Here is a 21,232-nt window from a genome sequence, read left to right as displayed (position 1 = left end):
TTGCGTGAAAAACTCATGCTTTTCCCTGCCTGATTTTCGGAATTTTTGAGAAAATTATTTATTTATATATTCAAATTAATTTTTATTATGCATAAAAGTAATATTAATTCAAATAAATTTTATAAAAAATTTTGCAAATTTAGTCTAGCTTATGATAATATATGAGTTTAATCTCCCTATGAGTATATTCCTAAAAAATTCCGTTCTTCTTTTTGAAGAGAAGTGTTTTTCTTTCTCATTAAGTCGCTTTTTAAGGGAAAGGCTTAGTGCAGGAGGGGGTTTTGGTATGCTTTTTGGAGATTTTCCAATGTGCTTTATCGTTTCTGCTCTGGAAAGTAGAATATGAGATTTACGGATAGGGCATCCTGCTTAGAAATGCTGATTTCTTCGGTGAGAAATGCCCTTTTGCGTTTTTGAATATTGAATAGAGAAACAATCTTCAAGAGACGAATGAGAACTTTGGGGAAAAAGAGAATGAAGTTTGTAAAGGCAAAACAAGAGGTTGAGACGGAGATTTGATTATTATATGCTTAAAATTACTTATTTCGTAAAGTATTTATAATCTAATTTACATATCTTGTGTCGTTGCATAGAAGGTGGTGGAAACGAAGAGTAGTGGAGTTGTGAAGGTATTAGTGATTTCCTTGTTGCTTTTGATGATTTTCAGTGGGTTTGGAGTTGTTATGAATGTCACCGGTGTGAGCACTTATAAGATCTCTCCGACTTTTAATGAAGCAAATGTTGCGAAAACACATATACTTGATACATCCTTCTCTGATTTCAAATTTAAGAAAATTAACCAAGAGAATATAAATAAAATGTTAGAGTTGAGAGAAAAAATAATGGAGAGATTGAATGAAAGTAATGGTGGAAAATCATACCATAGCTTACCTGAATATAATATGGAAAATTCTGCAGTTCGTATGGAACATTTATCGTATATGAATACCCGTATAGATTTTAAGAATAATGCTACGCCTATGATAGATGGACATGCTACAGGATTGATATTACCAGATAAAAAAGAGCTTGAGAATTTGATTGGACATAAGATGATAATCGGTTTGAATACAAAGGTAAAAGAACCAAGCACTGTAAGGTGGGATTTGGATCCACATTTTCCTCCTGTGGGAGATCAAAAATGGCAGGGTTCTTGCACTGCTTGGGCAGTGAGCTACTATCAAAATGGGTTCTTGCAGAGAATGATTTACAACTGGACTGATGATTCTCCTGCACATCTTATGAGCCCCTCTTGGACTTACAACAAGGTGAATGGAGGTGGAGATTATGGAAGCAGTTTTGAAGGCAATGCCGAGTTGATTGAATCAGTTGGAGACGCTACATTGGCTAATATGACTTATAATCCTTCAGATTATACTTCTTGGGGAAATGAGAGTGCGTGGAGAGATGCTCCTAAGCATAGAATTGCAGGTTATTATCTTGTTTATTTTGGAAATGATAGTGGAATAGAGACAATAAAAGAGTTGCTTAGAGAGGGGTATCTTGTTACATTTGCCATAGATGCTTCTCAGTATTATAATGGATTTGTTGATGGAAACTATATCATATCTTCACAAGAATACAATTCTTATGGGCTAAACCATGCACAAACAATTGTAGGATATGATGATAACATAACGGATGATGGAGATGTAGGAGCGTTCAGAGTTGTAAATTCATGGGGCACAGGATTTGGAGATCATGGTTTTTACTGGCTTACATACAAAGCCTTGGAGGAAAAAGTATCTCAGGGTTGGCCATATGCCTATGTTCTAGTTCCTATCTCTCAGCATTCCTATAATCCAAAGCTCCTTGCAACCTGGCATTTTAGCAACCCGGGACCAAGAGATGCTTCTGTGAATATTGCTCTGGGCTTCCAGAATTCAAATTATTACAGAACTCCAATCTGGGATGGTGGAAACTATAGTTTTCCAAGTTTTATGGCTTTGGATATCACCGAGTTTTACAACGAATGGGTAAATTCAAGTTACCAGAATAAATTTTATCTGAAAATAGGAACAAGCAATAGTGGCTCTAGCATAGTGGATTCCTTTAAGATAGAATACTATCCATATGGATATAAATATCTGTGGCAAAACTCAACAGAATCTCCAGATGTCCCTGCCACCACTCCTATGGTTATCTCTTCTTCCCCATTTTCGCCTAGTGAATATTTTCCATACGTGCATGTCTCATTGGTGAATGGTATCGCCCATATCTATACGGATAGCCTTGAATATCCAGTATGGATAGGAAATGCAGGAAATAAATCCGATGCTATACTAATCACAACACAGGCAACAAATGGCTGGAGCGTATCTCTGCCAAGTAAGGAGGAACTATCTGCTGGAGTAAGTATAAAAGTGAATATGACTATCCAATTGCCAACCAATGCCAAGTTGGGAGATTCATCACTTATAACCATCAAAGCTGTATCAGAGAATGACACATCAAAAGTATATGAATTAGAGTTTAATGCATATTATGTATCAAGACCGATTCATATAGAGAGCAATACTGATTTTGCACAGCAGGCACAGAAATATGGATGGCCAGGTGACGGTAGCAAGAGCAATCCCTATGTTATCAATAATTTGTACATTCTTGGCGAATCGGCCGTTGGAATTTATATAAATTCAACAGATGTGTATGCAGTAATAAATGGTACTCATATAGAGAATACACAGGGTGGGATCTATTTGGAATATTCTAGCAATATAGTGATTAAAAATTCAATATTGAAAAATATAATAGGTTATGGTATTCTCTTGGATTCCTCTAGCAACAATATTATATCCAATAATACCTGCAGCAACAATTGGGCTGGTATCAAGCTATCGCATTCCAGCAACAATGTGATATCCAGTAATATCTGCAATAACAATAATGATGGCATTGAGCTATGGGATTTCAGCAACAACAATATTATATACAACAATAACTGCAGCAACAATAAGGCTAGAATCAAGGTATGGTATAATGAGGGTGGTATCTTCTTGGAGTATTCCAGCAACAATATGATTTCAAGCAACACCTGCATCAGCAATGAGAGATACGGTATCTACCTACAAATATCTAGCAACAACAGGTTATATGAAAATAAATTGGTAAACAATGGAATATCTTTATGGGGAGATATAGGCGCATTCACTACCCAAGAGATTCCTACAAACAACACAGTGAATGGCAAACCAGTGTATTATTTCAAAAATGTAAATATGAACAATGCATCTGTACCCAGCAATGCAGGAGAGGTGATTCTTGGAAACGTTACCTGGCTAAAAATTGAAAATCTACAAATACATAACTCTACAGTTGCCATCGAAATAGGAGGCTCATCCCACATTACCATTAAAAACAATAATTGTAGTAACAACCGGCATGGCATTAATCTGTTGTATTCTAGTAACAATACTATATCCAGTAATACCTGCAACAACAATGGATATGGTATCGGATGGTGGTTTTCTGGTATTGAACTGTGGTATTCCAGCAACAATGTGATATCCAATAATATCTGTAATGGCAATGGGAATGGTATCTTAGATCTCTCTAACAACAATGTGATCTCAAACAATACTTGCAATCACAATCAGGGTGAAGGCATCTTTGTGTGGTATTCCAGCAACAATGTGATATCCAATAATATCTGCAATAACAATAATGATGGCATTGAGCTATGGGATTTCAGCAACAACAATATTATATACAACAACACTTGCAATGACAACAATAGGTATGGTATCTTCTTGGAGTATTCCAGCAATAGTAACATTATACACAACAATATCTGTAATGGCAATGAAATTAGCATCCTGCTGAGTGATTCCAGCAATAATGTAATTTCCAACAATACCTTCAGCAACAATTGGGCTGGTATCGAGCTATCCTATTCCAGCAACAATGTGATATCTAACAATCTACTTACTAACAATAGCGGCTATTATGGTATTCATATATATTCTGGTTCCAATTGGAATCACATATACAAAAACAACTTCTATTATAATGATGGCTCAGGGAGCACATTCAAATCTTCCTACGTCCAGGCACGAGATGATGGCACAAACAATCACTGGAATTCTACATCAGGCATCGGAAATTACTGGTACGACTGGGCTAATAACAACAATACGAATGATCAGAACGGAGATGGCATTGTAGATTGGCCTTATAAGATAGACGGCTCTGCAGGTGCAAAGGATTACTACCCATTAAGATGCCCCATAGGAGAATCTACACCATCTCAACCTTTTAATTTAACCGCTAAAACAGGTGATGGTTATATAAATTTAAGCTGGGAGCAACCGGTATGTAATGGGAGTTCTGACATCATAGAATACAGAATATACCGCAATGGCAGTTTAATAGCGACAGTGCAGGCGAATCAGCTCTGGTACAATGACAGTGATGTAAAGAACGGGGTCAGATACACATACTATGTAACAGCAGTAAATTCAATAGGAGAGTCCCAGCCGAGCAATGAGGTACAAGTCACGCCAATGACGGTACCGAATGCGCCAGAGAGTTTGCAAGCAAAGGCAGGAAACAGGTATGTAAATCTGAGCTGGGAGGTACCGAGTGATAATGGAGGAAGCGCTATAACAGGATACAGAGTGTACAGAAATGGCAGTTTAATAGCGACAGTGCAGGCGAATCAGCTCTGGTACAATGACAGTGATGTAAAGAACGGGGTCAGATACACATACTATGTAACAGCAGTAAATTCAATAGGAGAGTCCCAGCCGAGCAATGAGGTACAAGTCACGCCAATGACGGTACCGAATGCGCCAGAGAGTTTGCAAGCAAAGGCAGGAAACAGGTATGTAAATCTGAGCTGGGAGGTACCGAGTGATAATGGAGGAAGCGCTATAACAGGATACAGAGTGTATAGAAATGGCAGTTTAATAGCGACAGTGCAGGCGAATCAGCTCTGGTACAATGACAGTGATGTAAAGAACGGGGTCAGATACACATACTATGTAACAGCAGTAAATTCAATAGGAGAGTCCCAGCCGAGCAATGAGGTACAAGTCACGCCAATGACGGTACCGAATGCGCCAGAGAGTTTGCAAGCAAAGGCAGGAAACAGGTATGTAAATCTGAGCTGGGAGGTACCGAGTGATAATGGAGGAAGCGCTATAACAGGATACAGAGTGTATAGAAATGGCAGTTTAATAGCGACAGTGCAGGCGAATCAGCTCTGGTACAATGACAGTGATGTAAAGAACGGGGTCAGATACACATACTATGTAACAGCAGTAAATTCAATAGGAGAGTCCCAGCCGAGCAATGAGGTACAAGTTACTATAGCTCAGAGTGGCAATAATAACCAAAGCACAAACACACAAAGCAATGAATACTCGGGAATATTAAACAATCCCTACTATGTGTGGTCTATCGTTCTGGGACTGATAATTACAATTGTTATAATTGCTGTTGTAATGAAGAAAAGAAACGCAGGTAAAAAAAGAAGAATCTGAGAATGATAGCAACATATCATTGAAGTGTAGAATAAAATCGCTCTGTTAAGAAAAGCACAAAAACCAGCAGAGATGCAGGGGGAGGGATTCGAACCCTCGAACCCCTACGGGACGGGACCCTAAATCCCGCACCTTTGACCTGGCTCGGTAACCCCTGCGCTGTGGAGTATTTACTTTTTGATTAAAATCTTTTTGCTGGCCATTTTCTTCTTTTGGATTCTCTGCTAAAAAAGAGACATAGTACATCACAGCCTTTTCTACAAATTGAGATCTGGATAAATTTCCTTTGTATTTCTCAATTAAATCATTAACTTCATCACTAAGGCTAAGTTATATGTTCATCCCAATTTTCTTCTTGGTCTTGCCATAAGTTAGCTAACTAATAACTATATTTTTCTCACGGTATAGACAATATGATCGATATAGGTTAAATCTCTTTAACTCTTGTATGGCTTCTCGGAGTTGTCAGCCGTGTAATTATATATCGGACACTTTTGTGTGTTGTTATTTAAAATTCTACTGTGTGCCATGTATCTTTACAACCCGCGTGTTCGTAAAAAAATGCTGGCAGGAGATTTTGTCTTGCTCTTGGAGAATGGGGATTTTCCTTTTTTCCAGATAGGTAGAATGCATATTTTGTATTCATTTCCGCTCTAAAAAGGAGAATAGGAAATTTTACATATATACTTCCCAATTTTGTAGTAAAGCAACTGCTAATTTAGGTGTAAAAATGACAGATAATCTCTATGAGGAATCATTTATGCTTTTGCTCAATAAAATCGAACACTGTCTAGTATAAACGAGGAGCAACAATATTTTCTACCGTAGGGGCTATCGCATATTTACTCGTTTTAAGATGAGATTTGTTGTTTTTAAACGATTTTATTCATTCGGCACTTTCATTGCTCTCTCAAGATCGCTCAAATCCCAGTAAATTATGCCCTTTTCATCTATTCTATTTCTGCAATTTTCCGTAAATCCTGACTTGGACACAATCATGTACCTTCTTTTCTTTGAAGCTTCAATCTTAACAAGCTCTGATTTCCTTATGAGGTCTTCCACCTCACGCCAAGTGATTTTTCTATTCCTCCACTTGCATTCCACAAAGAGCACTTCATTCTCTAATTCTGCCACGATGTCTATTTCATCTCCACGTCTGTTCCACCATGATCCCATCTTCAGAGGTTTGAACTGCTCGGCTATAATCTCCGCCACTATTTTTTCGAATATTCTGCCCATGTGGGCATTTACATTGTTCTCTATGCTTCTAATAAGCTCATCACCCTGTCCAAGCTCGATCATACTCATGTTAGGATATATGAACCTGAACCAAAAGGTTAGAAAAGGATCTCTCAGAAAATACCTTCCTCTTTTGGAATTGGGGGGCGAGAACATGGGCACCTTTCTCTCTATTATCTCGTAATCCTGAGATAGTTCCTTCAGATATTTTCCAAGGCTCTTTTCAGGTATACCTGTTGCATTTGCAATCTCCGTCATTGTGCTCTTTCCCCTTGCAATGGCTTCCAAAATACTCATATATGTGCTCTGCTGCCTTCCAAACTCTCCCACTAGAAGGACATGAGGCTCGTCAATCAAGGGCCTGGGCTCTTCTATAAACATTGCTTTTACAATATCTTTCCAAGTACCCGAAATGCCGAATCTCTCTATGAATTCATAGTACAGAGGAACTCCTCCGAGAATAGAGTAGATATTCATCATATTCTCTTCTCCTCTGAATTTCATGTCCAGCAGTATTCTCCTGACATACCTGTAGCTGAGAGGTTCAACCCTCAATCTTCCAGAGCTGCGTCCATAGAGAGGAGTGCGGTAATCTTCGAATATCTTTTTCATCATTGTCTGATACGAACCTACAAGAATGAGAAGAGTGCTTCCATTAAACTCATCCCACACATGCTGGAGGGTTGAAAGAGCCGATTCATCCACACTGAGTATGTTCTGAAACTCATCAAGAACCACCACATCGAAATCTTCAAGAAGAATTTTAAACGCCAATTCCCAATCAAGAGTTCCCACAACCTTCTTTGGCATCATTCTGGCCAGTTCATTGGATATTCTCTGCAACAGCATTGCGCTGCTACTTCTCTCAACAAAGAAGTAAAACGATTTTTTACCCCTGATGAACTCTTTTATTAACCTGGTTTTACCTATTCTCCTACGCCCCAAAACAACGAGCATGTGCTTTGCATTCTTGGATAACCTGTACATTCTTTCCAAGGTTCGTAGCTCGTTCTGACGGTCATAGAATCTCATAATTGTAGATATGTTCTGAATACATATAAACCTTTTCTAATACTACCATTTGGTATTATACTAATTGGTAGTATTTATCATTTATTATTATGCATATCAAGTGAAATGTTTAAGAGTTATGTATGAAATTTGTAAATCTTTAGTGTTGCCTGATTATCTCGGTGGCTATATTATCTTACTATGAGATGTGTTTTCCCTAACTTTGAGTTGGGATAGACTAAAAATATTTAATATAACTGCTCATGAAAATTAATTGGTATAAATTCACTCATCATGAATGTTATTTTGCCTAAGATAATACATCATACTAACAATTTTATCAGGCACATACTCTTTCACTATATTTAGCAATCTATCATCTCTCAAAGGTACAGAAACAGGAGCATTTCCAAAAGCTATCGGTATTGTTACCCATCCATCAATATTAGAAGCTAGATGATCTTCTATTTCTGTGGTTGGTTTATTATATCCATTCCACAACTCCATTTCATACCAATTTCCATCGTGATAGAAAAATGGCATGTTGTGAATACCTATAGCCTTATATTTTTCAGTTATAATTGGGAATGTTTTTATTACAGCAACTGGTAAATATTTCGGATAATATTTCATCAAAATTTCAATCATAGCTGCCGTTGCAGTAGCACAATCATTTTTACCTAACTTTTGAGCTTTTTCTACTGTGAATGGACCGAATACTATATTTCCCACTCTAGGCAATGCTACACCGGCTTCGTTTGTATAGTTCCAAACTTTATCTATACTTGGAGCTTCGTTTGGCACTTTCTTCCACAGTCCTCTTATGAAATTTATGTCTTCCTTGTCATCAATATCAAATATTCCTGTTGTTGTTAACCTGAATCCGTAATCAACTATTTTTGGATTGCTTGTACTGTATACATTTTTAGTTGGTAAAAGTTTGTACACCCAATCTCTTATTAATAAATAGTCTAAAATTCCTGTTGAATTTCTGTTATTTGTATAACTTCTCAACCAGTTTTTGAAATTTGATTTTTCTAAAGATGATAAATTATCATAGAAATTTGTCCAATATTTTTCAACTGGAGCTGGTAGATTTAAAGGTGTTAAATCTGAAGATATCTTGGCATTTTGTTTTGAATTATTAAATATTTGACCATTCATCATAAACAATGCTTCTATTAATGTTTCCGGATAATCTAGTATGTTCATAGTAACCATACCCATTGCAGATTCAATTGACCATAAATGCATTCCTTCATTAGTCCACCAATTAATCTTAACATTTTCTTCAGAATGAGGCATTTTTTTTACTATTTTCTTATATTCATTCATAAAATCTAACATCAGACTGACATACGGAGTTGTGTTTGATATTGTACTTGCTATTTGTTTATCTCCATTCAAAATGAACAAAGCTTTTTCTAAATCATTTATTCTATCTGTAGAATTATTATTAAATTCTCTCAAATAGTTTCTGAATTTATTATTGATTGGTTCAAAAAACCAATACTCATCATACCACATATCTTCATTTTGCTGTGGTTTATATTTCATCAATATTTTATTTGCTCGTTCAAATGATTGATTATCGTTAGGATTCTTAGTTATGTTTATCAAACTATTTTCAAGAGTTTGTAATTCAGAAGAAAATTTTTTTGAATCATGATTTAATTTCGTTATATTATTTCCTAAATTGTGTGTCATATCATTTAGGTATAATAAAGTTGAATAGGGAGAAAATCTTGGATCATAATATGAATTTTTGTAACGACCTGCATTCCATATAAATGTAGGAATTAATCTTGCTCCAGTCAATGAATCTTTTATAGGAAGCGTATATTTGTATCCATTTCCATAACTAACAGTTACAGTGCTGTTTGCCCAATAAGCAGATTTAAATCCAAAAGAAGGTATCCATATTGTTCCAATTGCTTTTATGTCCTTCACCATTTGGTCGGAAAAAACTTCTTGTATACCAGTTTCATTGAACAATGTTGGTTTCAGAGGATTCATGTGTAATTGTACTTCTAATCCGTCATTTATTCCGTCGTGATCTGTATCTTTAACTAAAGGATTTGTATGATATTGAAATATTTCTTGATAATCAGTTAAACCATCTCCATCAGTATCTGCTTTGTTTGGATTTGTATGATATTTGTGTATTTCAAACCAATCAGGTATTCCATCATGATCAGAATCTTTCACATATTTTTCATAATAATACATTCCGACTGCTGCTCCTATCATTAAACCAGCAGACAAAAGAGCATAGATAATTTTCCTTCTTCTGCCCTTGGACCTCCTGCGAACTTTCTTCTTTGCAACCTGAACCTTCTTCTTATTTTCCCCACTCACATTTTTTTCCATCTCTCTCAAAGCTCTCTCCACATCATCTCCATGCTCTTCCACTAGCATGTCAAAAATATCATCAATTGATGGAACAAAATCATAGATGGGAAAGAATCCAAGCAATCTTTTGTTTGTAAGCACCGCAGAGCTCAGATACTTTGCAATATCGTTTTTGATTTTCTCCATTTCAAAATCTCTCCAGAACTCGTACTCTGCCTTTGCCCTTATTCTTTCGTACTCTTCTCTCTCAACACTTCTGTACTGTTCCCTAACGAACTCCTCAAGTCCCATGTTTTTCAATTCTTGAGCAACTTCTTCTCCCAAGATCTCTGGAGCGAAAAATGCTTTTACCCTTTCAACAAAACTCATATCTTCAAGTACTCGTCTCCTTGCATCTTGAATGACACTTAAGAGTTCTGAAGACATCTATTTAAAAGATACAATTTTATAGTATAAATACCCTTTTATTATCTATTTATTAACAAAAATTTTAATCCATTATGTCATACATATCTATTAGAGGAGATGTTGGCTATGGATTATGAAGAAAGGCTCAAGATAGCAAAAAAATGGGCAGATTTAGTTGTTGAAAAGTATGGAGAGATGATAAAATCAATAGTTTTGTTTGGCTCTTTAAGCAGGGGTGTTGTGAGCTCTAAAAGCGATATAGATGTGGTGGTCATAGTGGATGATCCAAAGCAATTACCCACCGGGTTTTTAGAGAGTATGGACAACGAGCTGGAGAGAATTAAAGATGAAATAGATGGGCATTTGCTTGAGATACATCCCACATACACCCTAACAGAATTCTGGGACAATGCTAGAATGGGCAATCCAGTAATTTACAATATAATCAAGGAAGGTGTGGCATTGTATGATGTGGGAGTTTTTGAGCCACTTCAACAACTATGGTTAAAGGGAAAGATTCCACACACTAAAGAAGCCGTGGATATGCAAATGAAGAGGGCAATGGAAAAGATAGAGAGAGCAGAAGTTGTGAAAATCATGCAAATTGCAGAAGATTGCTACTATGCAATAATTGATTCTGCACAAGCGTTGTTTATGGCTCTGGGAGAAGATGCTCCACAGCCAAAGAAATTATATGGAGAGATGATGAAAAATTTAGTGGCTCCGGGAATATTAGAATCGCAATATGCGGAGTGGGTTAAAGAGATAGTAGAACTAAGAGATAAGATAAAGCGCAGAGAGATAAAAGAAATAAAAGGAGAAGATGTTGATCTTTGGATTGACAGAGCTAAGAAAATCGTTGGAAAGATGGAAGAATTGATAGAGATAAAGGAACTGGGAGAATTGAGCAAGATAGTTCTCAGAACTCTTGAGATTATGGCCAAAGCTGTTGTTGAGGGGCTTATCAAACTGGGCAAAGAGGTTCCTGGTTACATTATAGAGTTAGCGAAGATAGAGTCCACCAAAGAGTTCATAGAAAAGTACGAAGAGATAAAAATAGATGAGTTGAAAAGAGAGTTCAAAAATGCGTTTATAGATTCGAGAAAGCTAGATGAGGGATATATGTTAGTTTGGAACAGGTTAGAAGAATTGAAAAATGATATTGAGAACAAGAATTTTGAAAAAGTGGAGAGATCTGAGGTACTTGCTCTTAGAGAAGCTGTAAGGGAGATGATTAGGAAAATAGATAAAAATACACAAAAAGTTTAAAAATAAATAAAAAGCCTGTTTTTATCTTCATAAATTTAAATGTCGTGGATTGAATCTGAGGATCCTTTAGTGTGAATATTTCATATTAGCAATAGTAAATTGTGCTACTTAGCTCCTTGAGAGATAATTTTTTCCTTTATAGTTTCTTCCCAGAACTTTTAACTCTCTTTAGTTCTCCGCCACAAACTGGACATTGCTCATAGTAATGATTGAAATATCTTCCACAGGAGGTACATCTCCATTTCCATTTTCTCTTTTCTTTTATCTTTTCCTGGTGTACACCTTCAAAATCCAGTCCTAAATGAGAGGCTACATTCTGAATTGCATAGTCATCCGTAACTATCTTTGCGTTTAGCTGTATAGCGAGAGCAATTACTTCAATATCAACATTTGAAAGCGAGGGGAAATCCCCTGTTTCCTTTGCTGCCTTGACTGCAAGTTTGGTGTTGTACCTTGATGGCGAGACAATTTTTAAAAGAGTAAAATCAAGGGATTTATCTCTAACTTCCTCTGCCACTCCGGGGGGAATATAAATTTCATAGTTTGCTGGAGGAACGAAACCCTCAATCAAGGCTGACGAATCCAGTACTAATCTTTCCACGGCACTGCATTGCATCATCATTTTTAAACTTGCCCAATAAGTATTAAATAAATATGGGAGATTATCATCTGGTGATATTATGGGTATGACTCTTACTGAAAAGATTTTAGCCAAGAAAGCTGGAAAGAAGGAAGTGCAGCCTGGAGAGATAGTGACTGTAGAGCCCACCTGGGTTATGAGTCATGACAATTCCGCTGCCATATTGCTCAAATTCAAGAAAACAGGGGTTAAGAAAGTTTGGAATCCAAAAAAGATAGTGATAATTCTTGATCACACAGTGCCTGCACCCACTGCGGATTATGCGAATAACCACAAGAGCATCAGAGAATTCGTAAAGGAGCAAGGTATAGAGAATTTTTGGGATATAAACACAGGTATATGCCATCAGGTTATGGCAGAGAAGGGCTACGATTTACCAGGTGCGGTCATAGTTGGCGCGGATTCACATACTACCACACCAGGCGCATTTGGAGCCTTTGCCGCTGGTATAGGAAGAAGTGAAGTCGCTGCCATATGGGCCACTGGAAAGATATGGTTAAGAGTGCCGGAGAGCTATGAGATAATCGTGAATGGAAAGCTGCCCAAGGGGGTTTTTGCTAAGGATTTAGCATTGCATATTGTAGGAGATGTTACTGCGAGTGGGGCTGTTTACAAAGCAGTTGAATTCAAAGGGGAGACGATAAAAGATATGACCATAGCATCTAGAATGGTTCTTACAAATATGAGTGCTGAGATGGGAGCCAAGAATGGAATTATCGAAGCGGACGAGAAGACAGAGGCTTATTTGAAGACCCGTGCCCGAGCTCCTTACGAGATAATGCACCCGGACGAGGATGCAGAGTATGAGAGAAGATACGAATATGATGCCTCCGATTTGGTGCCAAAAATTGCATTTCCACACACGGTTGATAATGTTTACGATATTGATAAGGCGGAGGGTATTGAAGTAAATCAGGTGTTTTTGGGCACATGTACAAACGGTCGTGTAGAGGACTTGGAAATAGCAGCTAGGATTTTAAAGGGAAAGAAAGTAAATAAGAATGTTCGCATGCTCGTGTTCCCAGCATCTTGGGATGTGTGGCGTGAGGCGGATGAGAAGGGTATATTGCGTACACTTGCTGAGGCAGGTGCAGTTATTATGAATCCTGGATGTGGTCCTTGTTTAGGGGCCCATGCAGGCGTGCTAGCCGATGGGGAGAAATGCCTTAGCACTGCAAATCGCAATTTCAAGGGAAGAATGGGCAATCCCAATGCGGAGATCTATTTGGGATCGCCAGCCACGGCCGCTGCTACTGCACTTAAGGGATATATTGCAGATCCGAGGGAGGTGCTTTAAATGGGACGTGTATGGAAGTATGGGGATGATGTAAACACGGATGTGATATTTCCAGGTAAGTACACATATAAAATAATGAGCGATGAAGAGATGGCATCCCACGCGCTGGAGGATTTAGATCCTGAATTTGCAAAAAATGTTAAGCCGGGAGATGTCATAGTCGCTGGTAAAAACTGGGGCTATGGCTCTTCAAGGGAGCAGGCGGTGAAATGTCTCAAGGCTGCGGGAATAAAGGCAATAATCGCTGAGAGCTTTGCTAGGATATATTACAGAAACTGCATAAATCTTGGATTGCCAGCAATAACCCTCAAGAGGGAGGAAATCGAGAAATTTGAAGCGGGAGATAAGGTCGAAGTGGACATCGAGAATGGGATAATAATCAATAAGACCAAGGGATTTGAAGTGCATTTTCCACCATTTGAGGGCTATGTGATGGATATAATAAAAGCGGGGGGTATAATAGAGTACATAAGGAAAAATAGAGAAAATTAATCATCTTTTTTCTTTATTAAAATTGCAAATATTATCGTAAAGGCTATGATTAGCGGTGTAAAGCTCTCGAACTCTGGGACTGAGTTTTCTACATATATTGTAAAGTATATTGTATAGTTGATGTACTTATCTTGCCCATAGAGTGTTATGTGCACGGTGTAATATCCACTGGCATTGTCGGGTATCTCTACTTTCATAGTTTCATTTCTCCAATCGTAAACATTTTCTCTGTACCATTCTAAATTCTCATTGAGAGATGCATTTAAATTACCTCCAGGGATAAGATAGAAGGAAGAATCGTTTTTATACCCGCCATTTGCTAAGAATAGATTTATATCAAGTTCCTCCCCAGGGCTGGCGGTAAAGCTCCACTTATCCACAAAACCGTCAGGAATGTAATATGGATTATCTTTGTATTTCCAAATTTGCAGAAAATAGTTTGCAAAGAAATCTGCCACAGTTTTATTCTCTATAATTACTCCAACAGTGTGAGTTTCGTTATCCAAGTACCCATAATCCCAGTTTGCATCTCCAACATAGACGGTATCATCTGCAATGACCAATTTTAAGTGAGTAGTGACGGATGAGGAATCGTACTCTACGCTCACATAGTTATCCTGGAGATAATTGTACGCATTATCACTATCGTGATCGTCTAGCACAACCTTTGCAATATCTCTCTTCTCAATTATTTCATTAACCAAATTATTGACCAGAGTTTCATTTCCCTCCGGATTTGAATAATATGCCATAGTGTAAACACTTATGTAGAGCCGATGCTTGGCCGAGTTTATGAGATCTTTAAGGGCATTGTAAGTATAGCCATCGTAAGTGGTTTTTACACTCAATTCTCCATCGGATTGCGAGATGCAGCTCAGTTGAGGGATTTTTGAAGAATCTTTCCATAGGGAATCAAAATAATTTTGATAGAAATCTGCAATTTGAGAGTTGAAAATTAATATCCCATACTCGTTATTCTTTCCTAATGCATATGGGCTCCAGTTGTGTGAGCCCACATATACCACTTTTCCATCAATCACAACCATCTTTGTATGTATGAATTTTTGGGTGTTATCAACCTTAACCTCCACTCCTCCATTTTCTAGATATTGCACTCCGTACTTATTTGAAGATATATCCCCTTCACATATAACCTTCACATCCACACCCCTGTTATGGGCTGCAATTAGAGAATCAAGCAATGTTTTTACTGGCTCATAATCGCTGAGAATCTCCATAGATACATATACACTCTCTGTGGCATTATCGATCAAATGCTTTAACATTGGTGCATAGCCGTAATTTTCAATGGGTACAACAAAGAGTTCGTTGCTTGAAGTGCTTAAATTTTTTACCTCTCCCCCCTCACTTGGATTAAAGTTCACTGCGTAAATTATTGAAGTGACGAAAATAAAAGCGTAAATTAGAACGAGTAATTTAGCATACCTCATCTTTAAGGATATCCCGTGCTCAAATATAAAATTTCACACGCTTAAAATTTAAATAAATCGTTAGGTATTACCTAACCGTGATAACCGAGGTTGAAGGAAAGTACATTATGGCCATATACGAGGCCCAGATGAATGGTATTGTAGGTATAGGCCCAAAGAAAATGGCTGAGATTATGAATGTTAAGAGGCCTACAGCATATGAAGTTCTGAATAAACTGGCAGGTATGGGATATCTAAAAAAGGATATGGGAAAATATACTCTTACAGAAGAAGGTATGGCTTTGGCTCGAAGGGTGGTGAGAAATCACAGGATAATCGAAACTATGCTCTATAGAATGGGTATTGAGGCAGATAGGGCTTGTACAATAGCATCTCGTATTCAAGTTAATATTGAAGATGATGTTGTAGAACTCATCTGCAATCGCCTTGGTAATCCCAAAGAATGCCCTCATGGGAGACCAATTCCGGAGGGAGTAGATAAATGATTGAAATTCAAAATTTGAGTGTTAAATACGATTCCCAGATTGCCCTTGAAAATATTAATTTGAAATTAGAGCATCCCTCTTTGCTTGTGATTATGGGTCCAAATGGTGCTGGTAAGACCACTCTCTTAAAATCCATTCTTGGTTTGGTAGAGTATGAGGGTAAGATAAAAATCTTCGGAAAGGAGCCAGAGGAATCTAGAAACATTATTGGGTATATGCCTCAGAGAGATAGAGTAAACACAAATATTCCTCTCAAGGTCAAGGATGTTGTCCTGATGCCTCTATTATCTAGGTATTATTTTGGGATACGGTTGGAGGATGTTAAAAACGCAAAGAGAGCTTTAGAAAGAGTAGGTATGCTTCACTACTGGGATAAAAATTTCTCGAGTTTGAGCGGGGGTGAGCAGCAGAGGGTATTCCTCGCGAGAGTTCTTGCTCAGAGCAGTAAGATACTCATTCTCGATGAGCCGTTTTCTGCTACAGATGTGGCTACAAAGATGAAAATGGCAGGAATCTTGCACAAATTAAAGAGAGAGAAGACGATAATAATAGTCACCCACGATGTAAATCCCCTTGTAGAATGCACAGATAAGCTTTTGCTTTTGAGAAAGAGAGTAATTGCCTTTGGAGATGTCATGGATGTTCTCAACGAGGAGAATATGGAGAAGCTCTACGGAGTGAAGGTACCAATAGTAAGAAGGGAAAATGTGTGTTATGTTCTGGGCGGTGATGTTCATGTTCACCATTGATGTATGGCTTCTCCGAGCAATAATCGCCATTTTTTTGATAGCAATTGTATCATCCCTTATTGGAAGTTATTCTGTTTTCAGGGGTAGCACTTTCTTGGTTAGTGGAATAGCTCATGGGGCTTTGGCAGGTGCTGCCTTGGGTATATTTCTTGCTCTCTACCTTTTCTCTGTGAATTATCTTCTCGTAGCCCTCATATTTTCTATATTGTTTGCCCTTGCTATAGGATATGCATCTCATAAGAAGGAAAATGTGGATGTTTCTGTGGGGGTGATGTTTGCCCTCTCTATGAGCCTTGCAATCCTGTTTCTATCTTTGATTAGAGAGTATGCATCGGTTGCCTGGGGGCTTATTATCGGAGACCTGCTTCTCTTATCACAAACGGATATCGAGATAATGACTCTATCCGTAATTGCCATTGTTTTGATTTTCATAATTTATCATAGGAGAATACTGTTCTCAATTTTTGATCCCGAGGGTGCCATGGCAGTAGGATTAAAACCTGCCCTTTATGAGAGTTTGCTGTATGTGATTGTGGCTATAGGTGTGGTTGTATTGTTGAAGGGAGTTGGTGCTATACTGGTTTATGCTTTGCTTATAATTCCTGCAGCAGCCTCTAAAAGGATTTCCTCCACGGTATCCATCACTATGCTCTTTGCCTTCCTTATATCCCTCTTTTCTGGACTCGGGGGATTGGCTCTTGCAGTTATATCTCCGGTTTCTCCAAGTGCCTATGCTGGGTTGATTGCCACTAGCATATACTTTCTCACAATATTCAAAAAATGAATTCGGAAAAGCTTTATATATATCCATCCGATTATACCCCGTAAAATTTTGAAGGTGTTAGAGATGGAGAACGCTAAAACTGGAACTACCACTGTGGGAATTGTGACGAAAGATGGTGTTGTGATGGGTACTGAGCATAGGGCAAGTATGGAAACTTTCATAGCCCATAAGACAGCTCAAAAGCTCTACAAGTTGGATTATAATATTGGAATGACCACTGCTGGACTCGTTGGAGATCTGCAAGTTCTTGTGCGCTATATGCGTGCAGAAATTAATCTTTACAGGATAAGGAGAAAAATGTACATGCCCGTGGGTGCAGCCGCCACTCTGCTATCCAATATTCTCAATGAGAGAAAATTTTTCCCGTACTATGTAGGCCTCTTAGTGGGTGGATTTGATAGTAAGGGCTACCATGTATTTGCCATAGATGCTGCGGGAGGGGCTATTGAGGACAAATATGCAAGTGTTGGCTCTGGCTCTCTCTTTGTTTATGGTGTTCTTGAAGATAGATGGAAGGATGATTTGAGCCTTGATGAGGGTATAAATTTGGTTATAAGGGGTATAAATGCAGCTATGAGGCGTGATGCTGCAAGTGGTGATGGTATTTCAGTTGCCACTATAACAAAGGATGAGGGATTCGTTGAATTGAGTCAAGAGGAAGTTGAGAAGAGAATGAAGAAACTTAAATTGAAGTGATTTTATGCCGTGGGAGGATGTGCTGAAACAGGTCAGGGAAGTAATGGATGAACTTGCTCCCCAGGCCGAGATAACAAATATAGATTTGGAAGGCCCTTTGGTGGTGGTTTATACTCGAGATATGGAATTCTTTGCGGACCACCCAGATATTATAAAAAAAGTGGCCCAAACGGTGAGACGCAGGATATTCATCAGACCGGACCCATCATTGCTTATGGATGAGGCTCAGGCCAAGGATGAAATTTTGAATATAGTGCCCGAGGAGGCAGGGATAAGGGATATTTACTTTGTACCAGAAACTGGGGAGGTTGTTATAGAGGCAGAATCTCCAGGGGCTGTTATTGGCAAGGATGGCCAGCTTTTAAATGAGATAAAGAAGAGAATCAGATGGGCTCCCCGCGTTGTTCGAGCACCGCCGTTGGAGTCTAGGATAGTCAAGGAGATGAGGGCTTATTTGAAACTGGTGCGCGAGGAAAGAAGGGAAATTTTGAGAAATATTGGAAAGAGAATAAATAGGCCCCCTTTGAGCGGCGAGCAATGGGTTCGTGTTGAGGCTCTTGGGGGATATAGAGAAGTTGGAAGAAGTGCAACGCTTATCATGACTCGCACAAGCAGAGTTCTCGTGGACTGCGGCTTGAATGTGGCTGTCTCCGATAAGGCAGATCCATGGAGTGGGGCACCGTATCTCTATGTACCTGAGGTTTGGGATGCCAGTGATCCTGAAAAACCTTTTAAGCATATAGATGCTGTTGTGGTGACACATGCCCATCTTGACCATGTTGGGCTTGTGCCTCTTCTATTCAAGTACAATTACGATGGCCCTGTTTATATGACCGCTCCTACTAGAGACCTTGCAGCCATGCTGCTTATCGATTATGTAAAAGTTGCCCAGTCAGAAGGGAAGAAAGTGCCCTATGAATCAAAGCATATAAAGGAAATGATAAAGCACACCATTACGCTAAAATATGGAGAGACAACGGATATTGCTCCAGATATAAGGCTAACATTCCACAATGCTGGGCACATTCTTGGCTCCTCCGTTTCTCATTTCCACATAGGAGAGGGGCTTTACAACATAGTTATCACGGGAGATATAAAATACGAGCGTTCTTGGTTATTCAATGCGGCTCATAACCGTTTTCCTCGGGTTGAGACGGTTATAATGGAGAGCACTTATGGAGGACGAGAGGATTTTCAGCCATCTCGTAGAGAAGCGGCAGAAAGGTTAAAAGATGTGGTTATGCGCACCTACGATAAGGGTGGAAAGATTTTAATTCCCGTTTTTGCAGTTGGAAGAAGTCAGGAAGTCATGCTTGTTCTTGAAAGCTTTATGCGAAATGGGGAATTGCCCGAGATGCCCATTTATCTTGATGGGATGATTTGGGAGGCAACTACTATCCACGCTGCTTATCCTGAGTATTTGAACAAGGATCTGCGTGAGCTCATATTCCAGAAGAAAGAAAATCCATTCTTATCTCCAATCTTCCACAGGGTTGAATCTGTGGAGAGAAGAGAAGAGGTCATAAGCTCCTCAGACCCTCTCATTGTTCTATCTACCTCAGGTATGATGAATGGAGGGCCGGTGCTGGAATATTTCAAGCATTGGGCAGACGACCCTCGCAATACCCTCGTGTTTGTGGGTTATCAGGCGGTGGGTACTCTTGGAAGGAGAATACAGAACGGATTAAAGGAAGTACTTATGAGCCTTGGTGGAAAACCATTTACGGTTAAAGTTGAGATGAACATAGAGACCATCGATGGCTTTTCTGGGCATTCTGATAGGAGACAACTTGTGCAGTATATATCATCTATGAATCCAAAGCCAGAGAGAGTTATAATATGCCACGGTGAAGAAAATAAATGTATAGACCTTGCGATAGGATTGCATAAGAGATATGGTATGGAAACTATGGCTCTCAAAAATTTGGAAGTTGTGCGACTCAGATAAACTTGAATATTTGGAGTAGGAAGGCAAACATATCCTTGCTCGGAGAGTATGCGTGCACTCTCCTCTTCTCCAGAATTTTTACTCTTGCTCCCACCTCATCTCCTTTGGCAATTATATCTTTCTCTCTTTCATTATTCTTTGGCAGAATTTCGTAATAATGGATAAAAGCCCCATTTTTTGCTGCCTCAATTGCATATTCTAAAAATTCAAAGGATGAATGGGGCAAATTCATTATAATTCTATCTGCCTTTATTTCTTTTGCCACATCCCTTGCATCCCCTAAGATGGGAGTTATGCCTTTAACCTTGTTCATTTTTATATTTTCCTCAAGGTATTCTATTGCGTATGGGTTAATATCGCAGGCATAAATTTTTACTTTCTTGTATTTTGCTATCAGGATGGAGAATGGGCCACAGCCTGCAAACATATCAAAAATTGTCTCTCCATCCTTTACCTTCTGCACAACCCTCCATCTTTCAGTTGCCAAGCGTGGAGAGAAATAAACTTTTGAAATATCCACTTTTAAGCGTACGCCATACTCTTTATGTATCGTTTCTAAAGAATCTCCAACTATAAGCTTTAACTCTCTTATTCTCTCCGTGCCTCTAACTCCCATATCAACTGCCAATTTTTTAATGCTCTTACCATCAACCAATTTTTTTGCAAGCTCTTCGTAATCTAAATCTTCCTTGTATTTCACTATGGCTATATCGCCAATTATGTCAAACGAGCCGATTTTCTCTCTTCCCCTCTTCTCTTCAAAATCTTCATAGCATATTTCTAAATTTTCTAATTCTCTTTTTAAAGGTATTATAACATATCTATCTCTTTTTTTCCATTTCAAATTTGCAAGAGCATCCATTTTAGCCAGTTCTCTCTTTGTTTTCTCCGCTTCGGAGAGTGGAACCTTTATGCAGGGAGCACGCAT

At 38.5% G+C, this 21,232-nt stretch carries 14 protein-coding genes and 1 tRNA gene; 9 read left to right on the top strand and 6 right to left on the bottom strand.

Annotation, left to right across the window (positions count from 1 at the left end):
* Positions 1-596: 596 nt before the first annotated feature.
* Positions 597-5,483 carry a NosD domain-containing protein gene (locus ABOO_RS00700; RefSeq protein ID WP_012997047.1) on the top strand — a complete coding sequence of 1,629 codons (4,887 nt, stop codon included), beginning with the start codon at positions 597-599 and terminating at the stop codon, positions 5,481-5,483.
* A 73-nt stretch (positions 5,484-5,556) separates the two neighbouring features.
* Here ABOO_RS00700 and ABOO_RS00695 read toward each other — a convergent pair.
* The 3 genes from ABOO_RS00695 to ABOO_RS00685 form a co-directional block, all read right to left on the bottom strand.
* Positions 5,557-5,641 (bottom strand) — tRNA-Leu (locus ABOO_RS00695).
* A gap of 724 nt (positions 5,642-6,365) precedes the next feature.
* The gene (locus ABOO_RS00690) at positions 6,366-7,754 is read right to left on the bottom strand and encodes an ATP-binding protein (protein WP_012997046.1); all 1,389 of its coding nucleotides are present in this window, start codon (positions 7,752-7,754) and stop codon (positions 6,366-6,368) included.
* Positions 7,755-8,018: 264 nt separating this feature from the next.
* Positions 8,019-10,511, bottom strand: coding sequence for a thrombospondin type 3 repeat-containing protein (locus ABOO_RS00685; RefSeq protein WP_008085095.1), 2,493 nt, complete (start codon positions 10,509-10,511; stop codon positions 8,019-8,021).
* Positions 10,512-10,619: 108 nt separating this feature from the next.
* Between ABOO_RS00685 and ABOO_RS00680 the strand changes: the two genes are divergently transcribed.
* Positions 10,620-11,762, top strand: a complete 1,143-nt coding sequence (locus tag ABOO_RS00680) for a nucleotidyltransferase domain-containing protein (RefSeq protein WP_008085092.1) — start codon at positions 10,620-10,622, stop codon at positions 11,760-11,762.
* Positions 11,763-11,898: 136 nt separating this feature from the next.
* Here ABOO_RS00680 and ABOO_RS00675 read toward each other — a convergent pair whose 3' ends face one another.
* The gene (locus ABOO_RS00675) at positions 11,899-12,384 is read right to left on the bottom strand and encodes an NOB1 family endonuclease (RefSeq protein WP_012997045.1); all 486 of its coding nucleotides are present in this window, start codon (positions 12,382-12,384) and stop codon (positions 11,899-11,901) included.
* A 58-nt stretch (positions 12,385-12,442) separates the two neighbouring features.
* Here ABOO_RS00675 and ABOO_RS00670 point away from each other — a divergent pair, with 58 nt between their 5' ends.
* Both ABOO_RS00670 and ABOO_RS00665 read left to right on the top strand, forming a co-directional pair.
* Positions 12,443-13,699 carry a 3-isopropylmalate dehydratase large subunit gene (locus ABOO_RS00670; RefSeq protein WP_008085104.1) on the top strand — a complete coding sequence of 419 codons (1,257 nt, stop codon included), beginning with the start codon at positions 12,443-12,445 and terminating at the stop codon, positions 13,697-13,699.
* Complete coding sequence (locus ABOO_RS00665) at positions 13,700-14,191, top strand: 3-isopropylmalate dehydratase small subunit (protein ID WP_012997044.1); 492 nt, start codon at positions 13,700-13,702, stop codon at positions 14,189-14,191.
* On the opposite strand, the gene ABOO_RS00660 is transcribed toward ABOO_RS00665, so the two are convergent.
* A complete protein-coding gene (locus tag ABOO_RS00660; RefSeq protein ID WP_012997043.1) occupies positions 14,188-15,642 on the bottom strand; it encodes a phospholipase D-like domain-containing protein in 1,455 nt (484 codons plus the stop codon). The two genes, ABOO_RS00665 and ABOO_RS00660, sit on opposite strands and share 4 nt — an antisense overlap.
* A 77-nt stretch (positions 15,643-15,719) precedes the next feature.
* Between ABOO_RS00660 and ABOO_RS00655 the strand changes: the two genes are divergently transcribed.
* The 5 genes from ABOO_RS00655 (at position 15,720) to ABOO_RS00635 (ending at position 20,304) form a co-directional block, all read left to right on the top strand.
* Entirely contained in the window at positions 15,720-16,127 is a 408-nt protein-coding gene (locus tag ABOO_RS00655) for a metal-dependent transcriptional regulator (protein WP_008085132.1), read from the top strand.
* Positions 16,124-16,876, top strand: a complete 753-nt coding sequence (locus ABOO_RS00650) for a metal ABC transporter ATP-binding protein (RefSeq protein ID WP_008084919.1) — start codon at positions 16,124-16,126, stop codon at positions 16,874-16,876. The genes ABOO_RS00655 and ABOO_RS00650 overlap by 4 nt, the downstream gene beginning before the upstream one ends.
* Positions 16,863-17,660 carry a metal ABC transporter permease gene (locus ABOO_RS00645; RefSeq protein ID WP_008085153.1) on the top strand — a complete coding sequence of 266 codons (798 nt, stop codon included), beginning with the start codon at positions 16,863-16,865 and terminating at the stop codon, positions 17,658-17,660. Before ABOO_RS00650 ends, ABOO_RS00645 begins: the two co-directional genes overlap by 14 nt.
* Before the next feature lie 63 nt (positions 17,661-17,723).
* The gene (gene psmB, locus ABOO_RS00640) at positions 17,724-18,356 is read left to right on the top strand and encodes an archaeal proteasome endopeptidase complex subunit beta (protein WP_008084855.1); all 633 of its coding nucleotides are present in this window, start codon (positions 17,724-17,726) and stop codon (positions 18,354-18,356) included.
* A gap of 4 nt (positions 18,357-18,360) precedes the next feature.
* The gene (locus ABOO_RS00635; protein WP_008084904.1) at positions 18,361-20,304 is read left to right on the top strand and encodes a beta-CASP ribonuclease aCPSF1; all 1,944 of its coding nucleotides are present in this window, start codon (positions 18,361-18,363) and stop codon (positions 20,302-20,304) included.
* Here ABOO_RS00635 and ABOO_RS00630 read toward each other — a convergent pair.
* Positions 20,297-21,232: a class I SAM-dependent methyltransferase gene (locus tag ABOO_RS00630; protein WP_008085157.1), complete on the bottom strand. Its 936-nt coding sequence runs from the start codon at positions 21,230-21,232 to the stop codon at positions 20,297-20,299. The genes ABOO_RS00635 and ABOO_RS00630 overlap by 8 nt on opposite strands.

Source organism: Aciduliprofundum boonei T469, from assembly GCF_000025665.1.
GTDB classification, from domain to species: Archaea; Thermoplasmatota; Thermoplasmata; order Thermoplasmatales; family Aciduliprofundaceae; genus Aciduliprofundum; species Aciduliprofundum boonei.
This window is presented reverse-complemented; position numbering and strand designations above follow the sequence as displayed.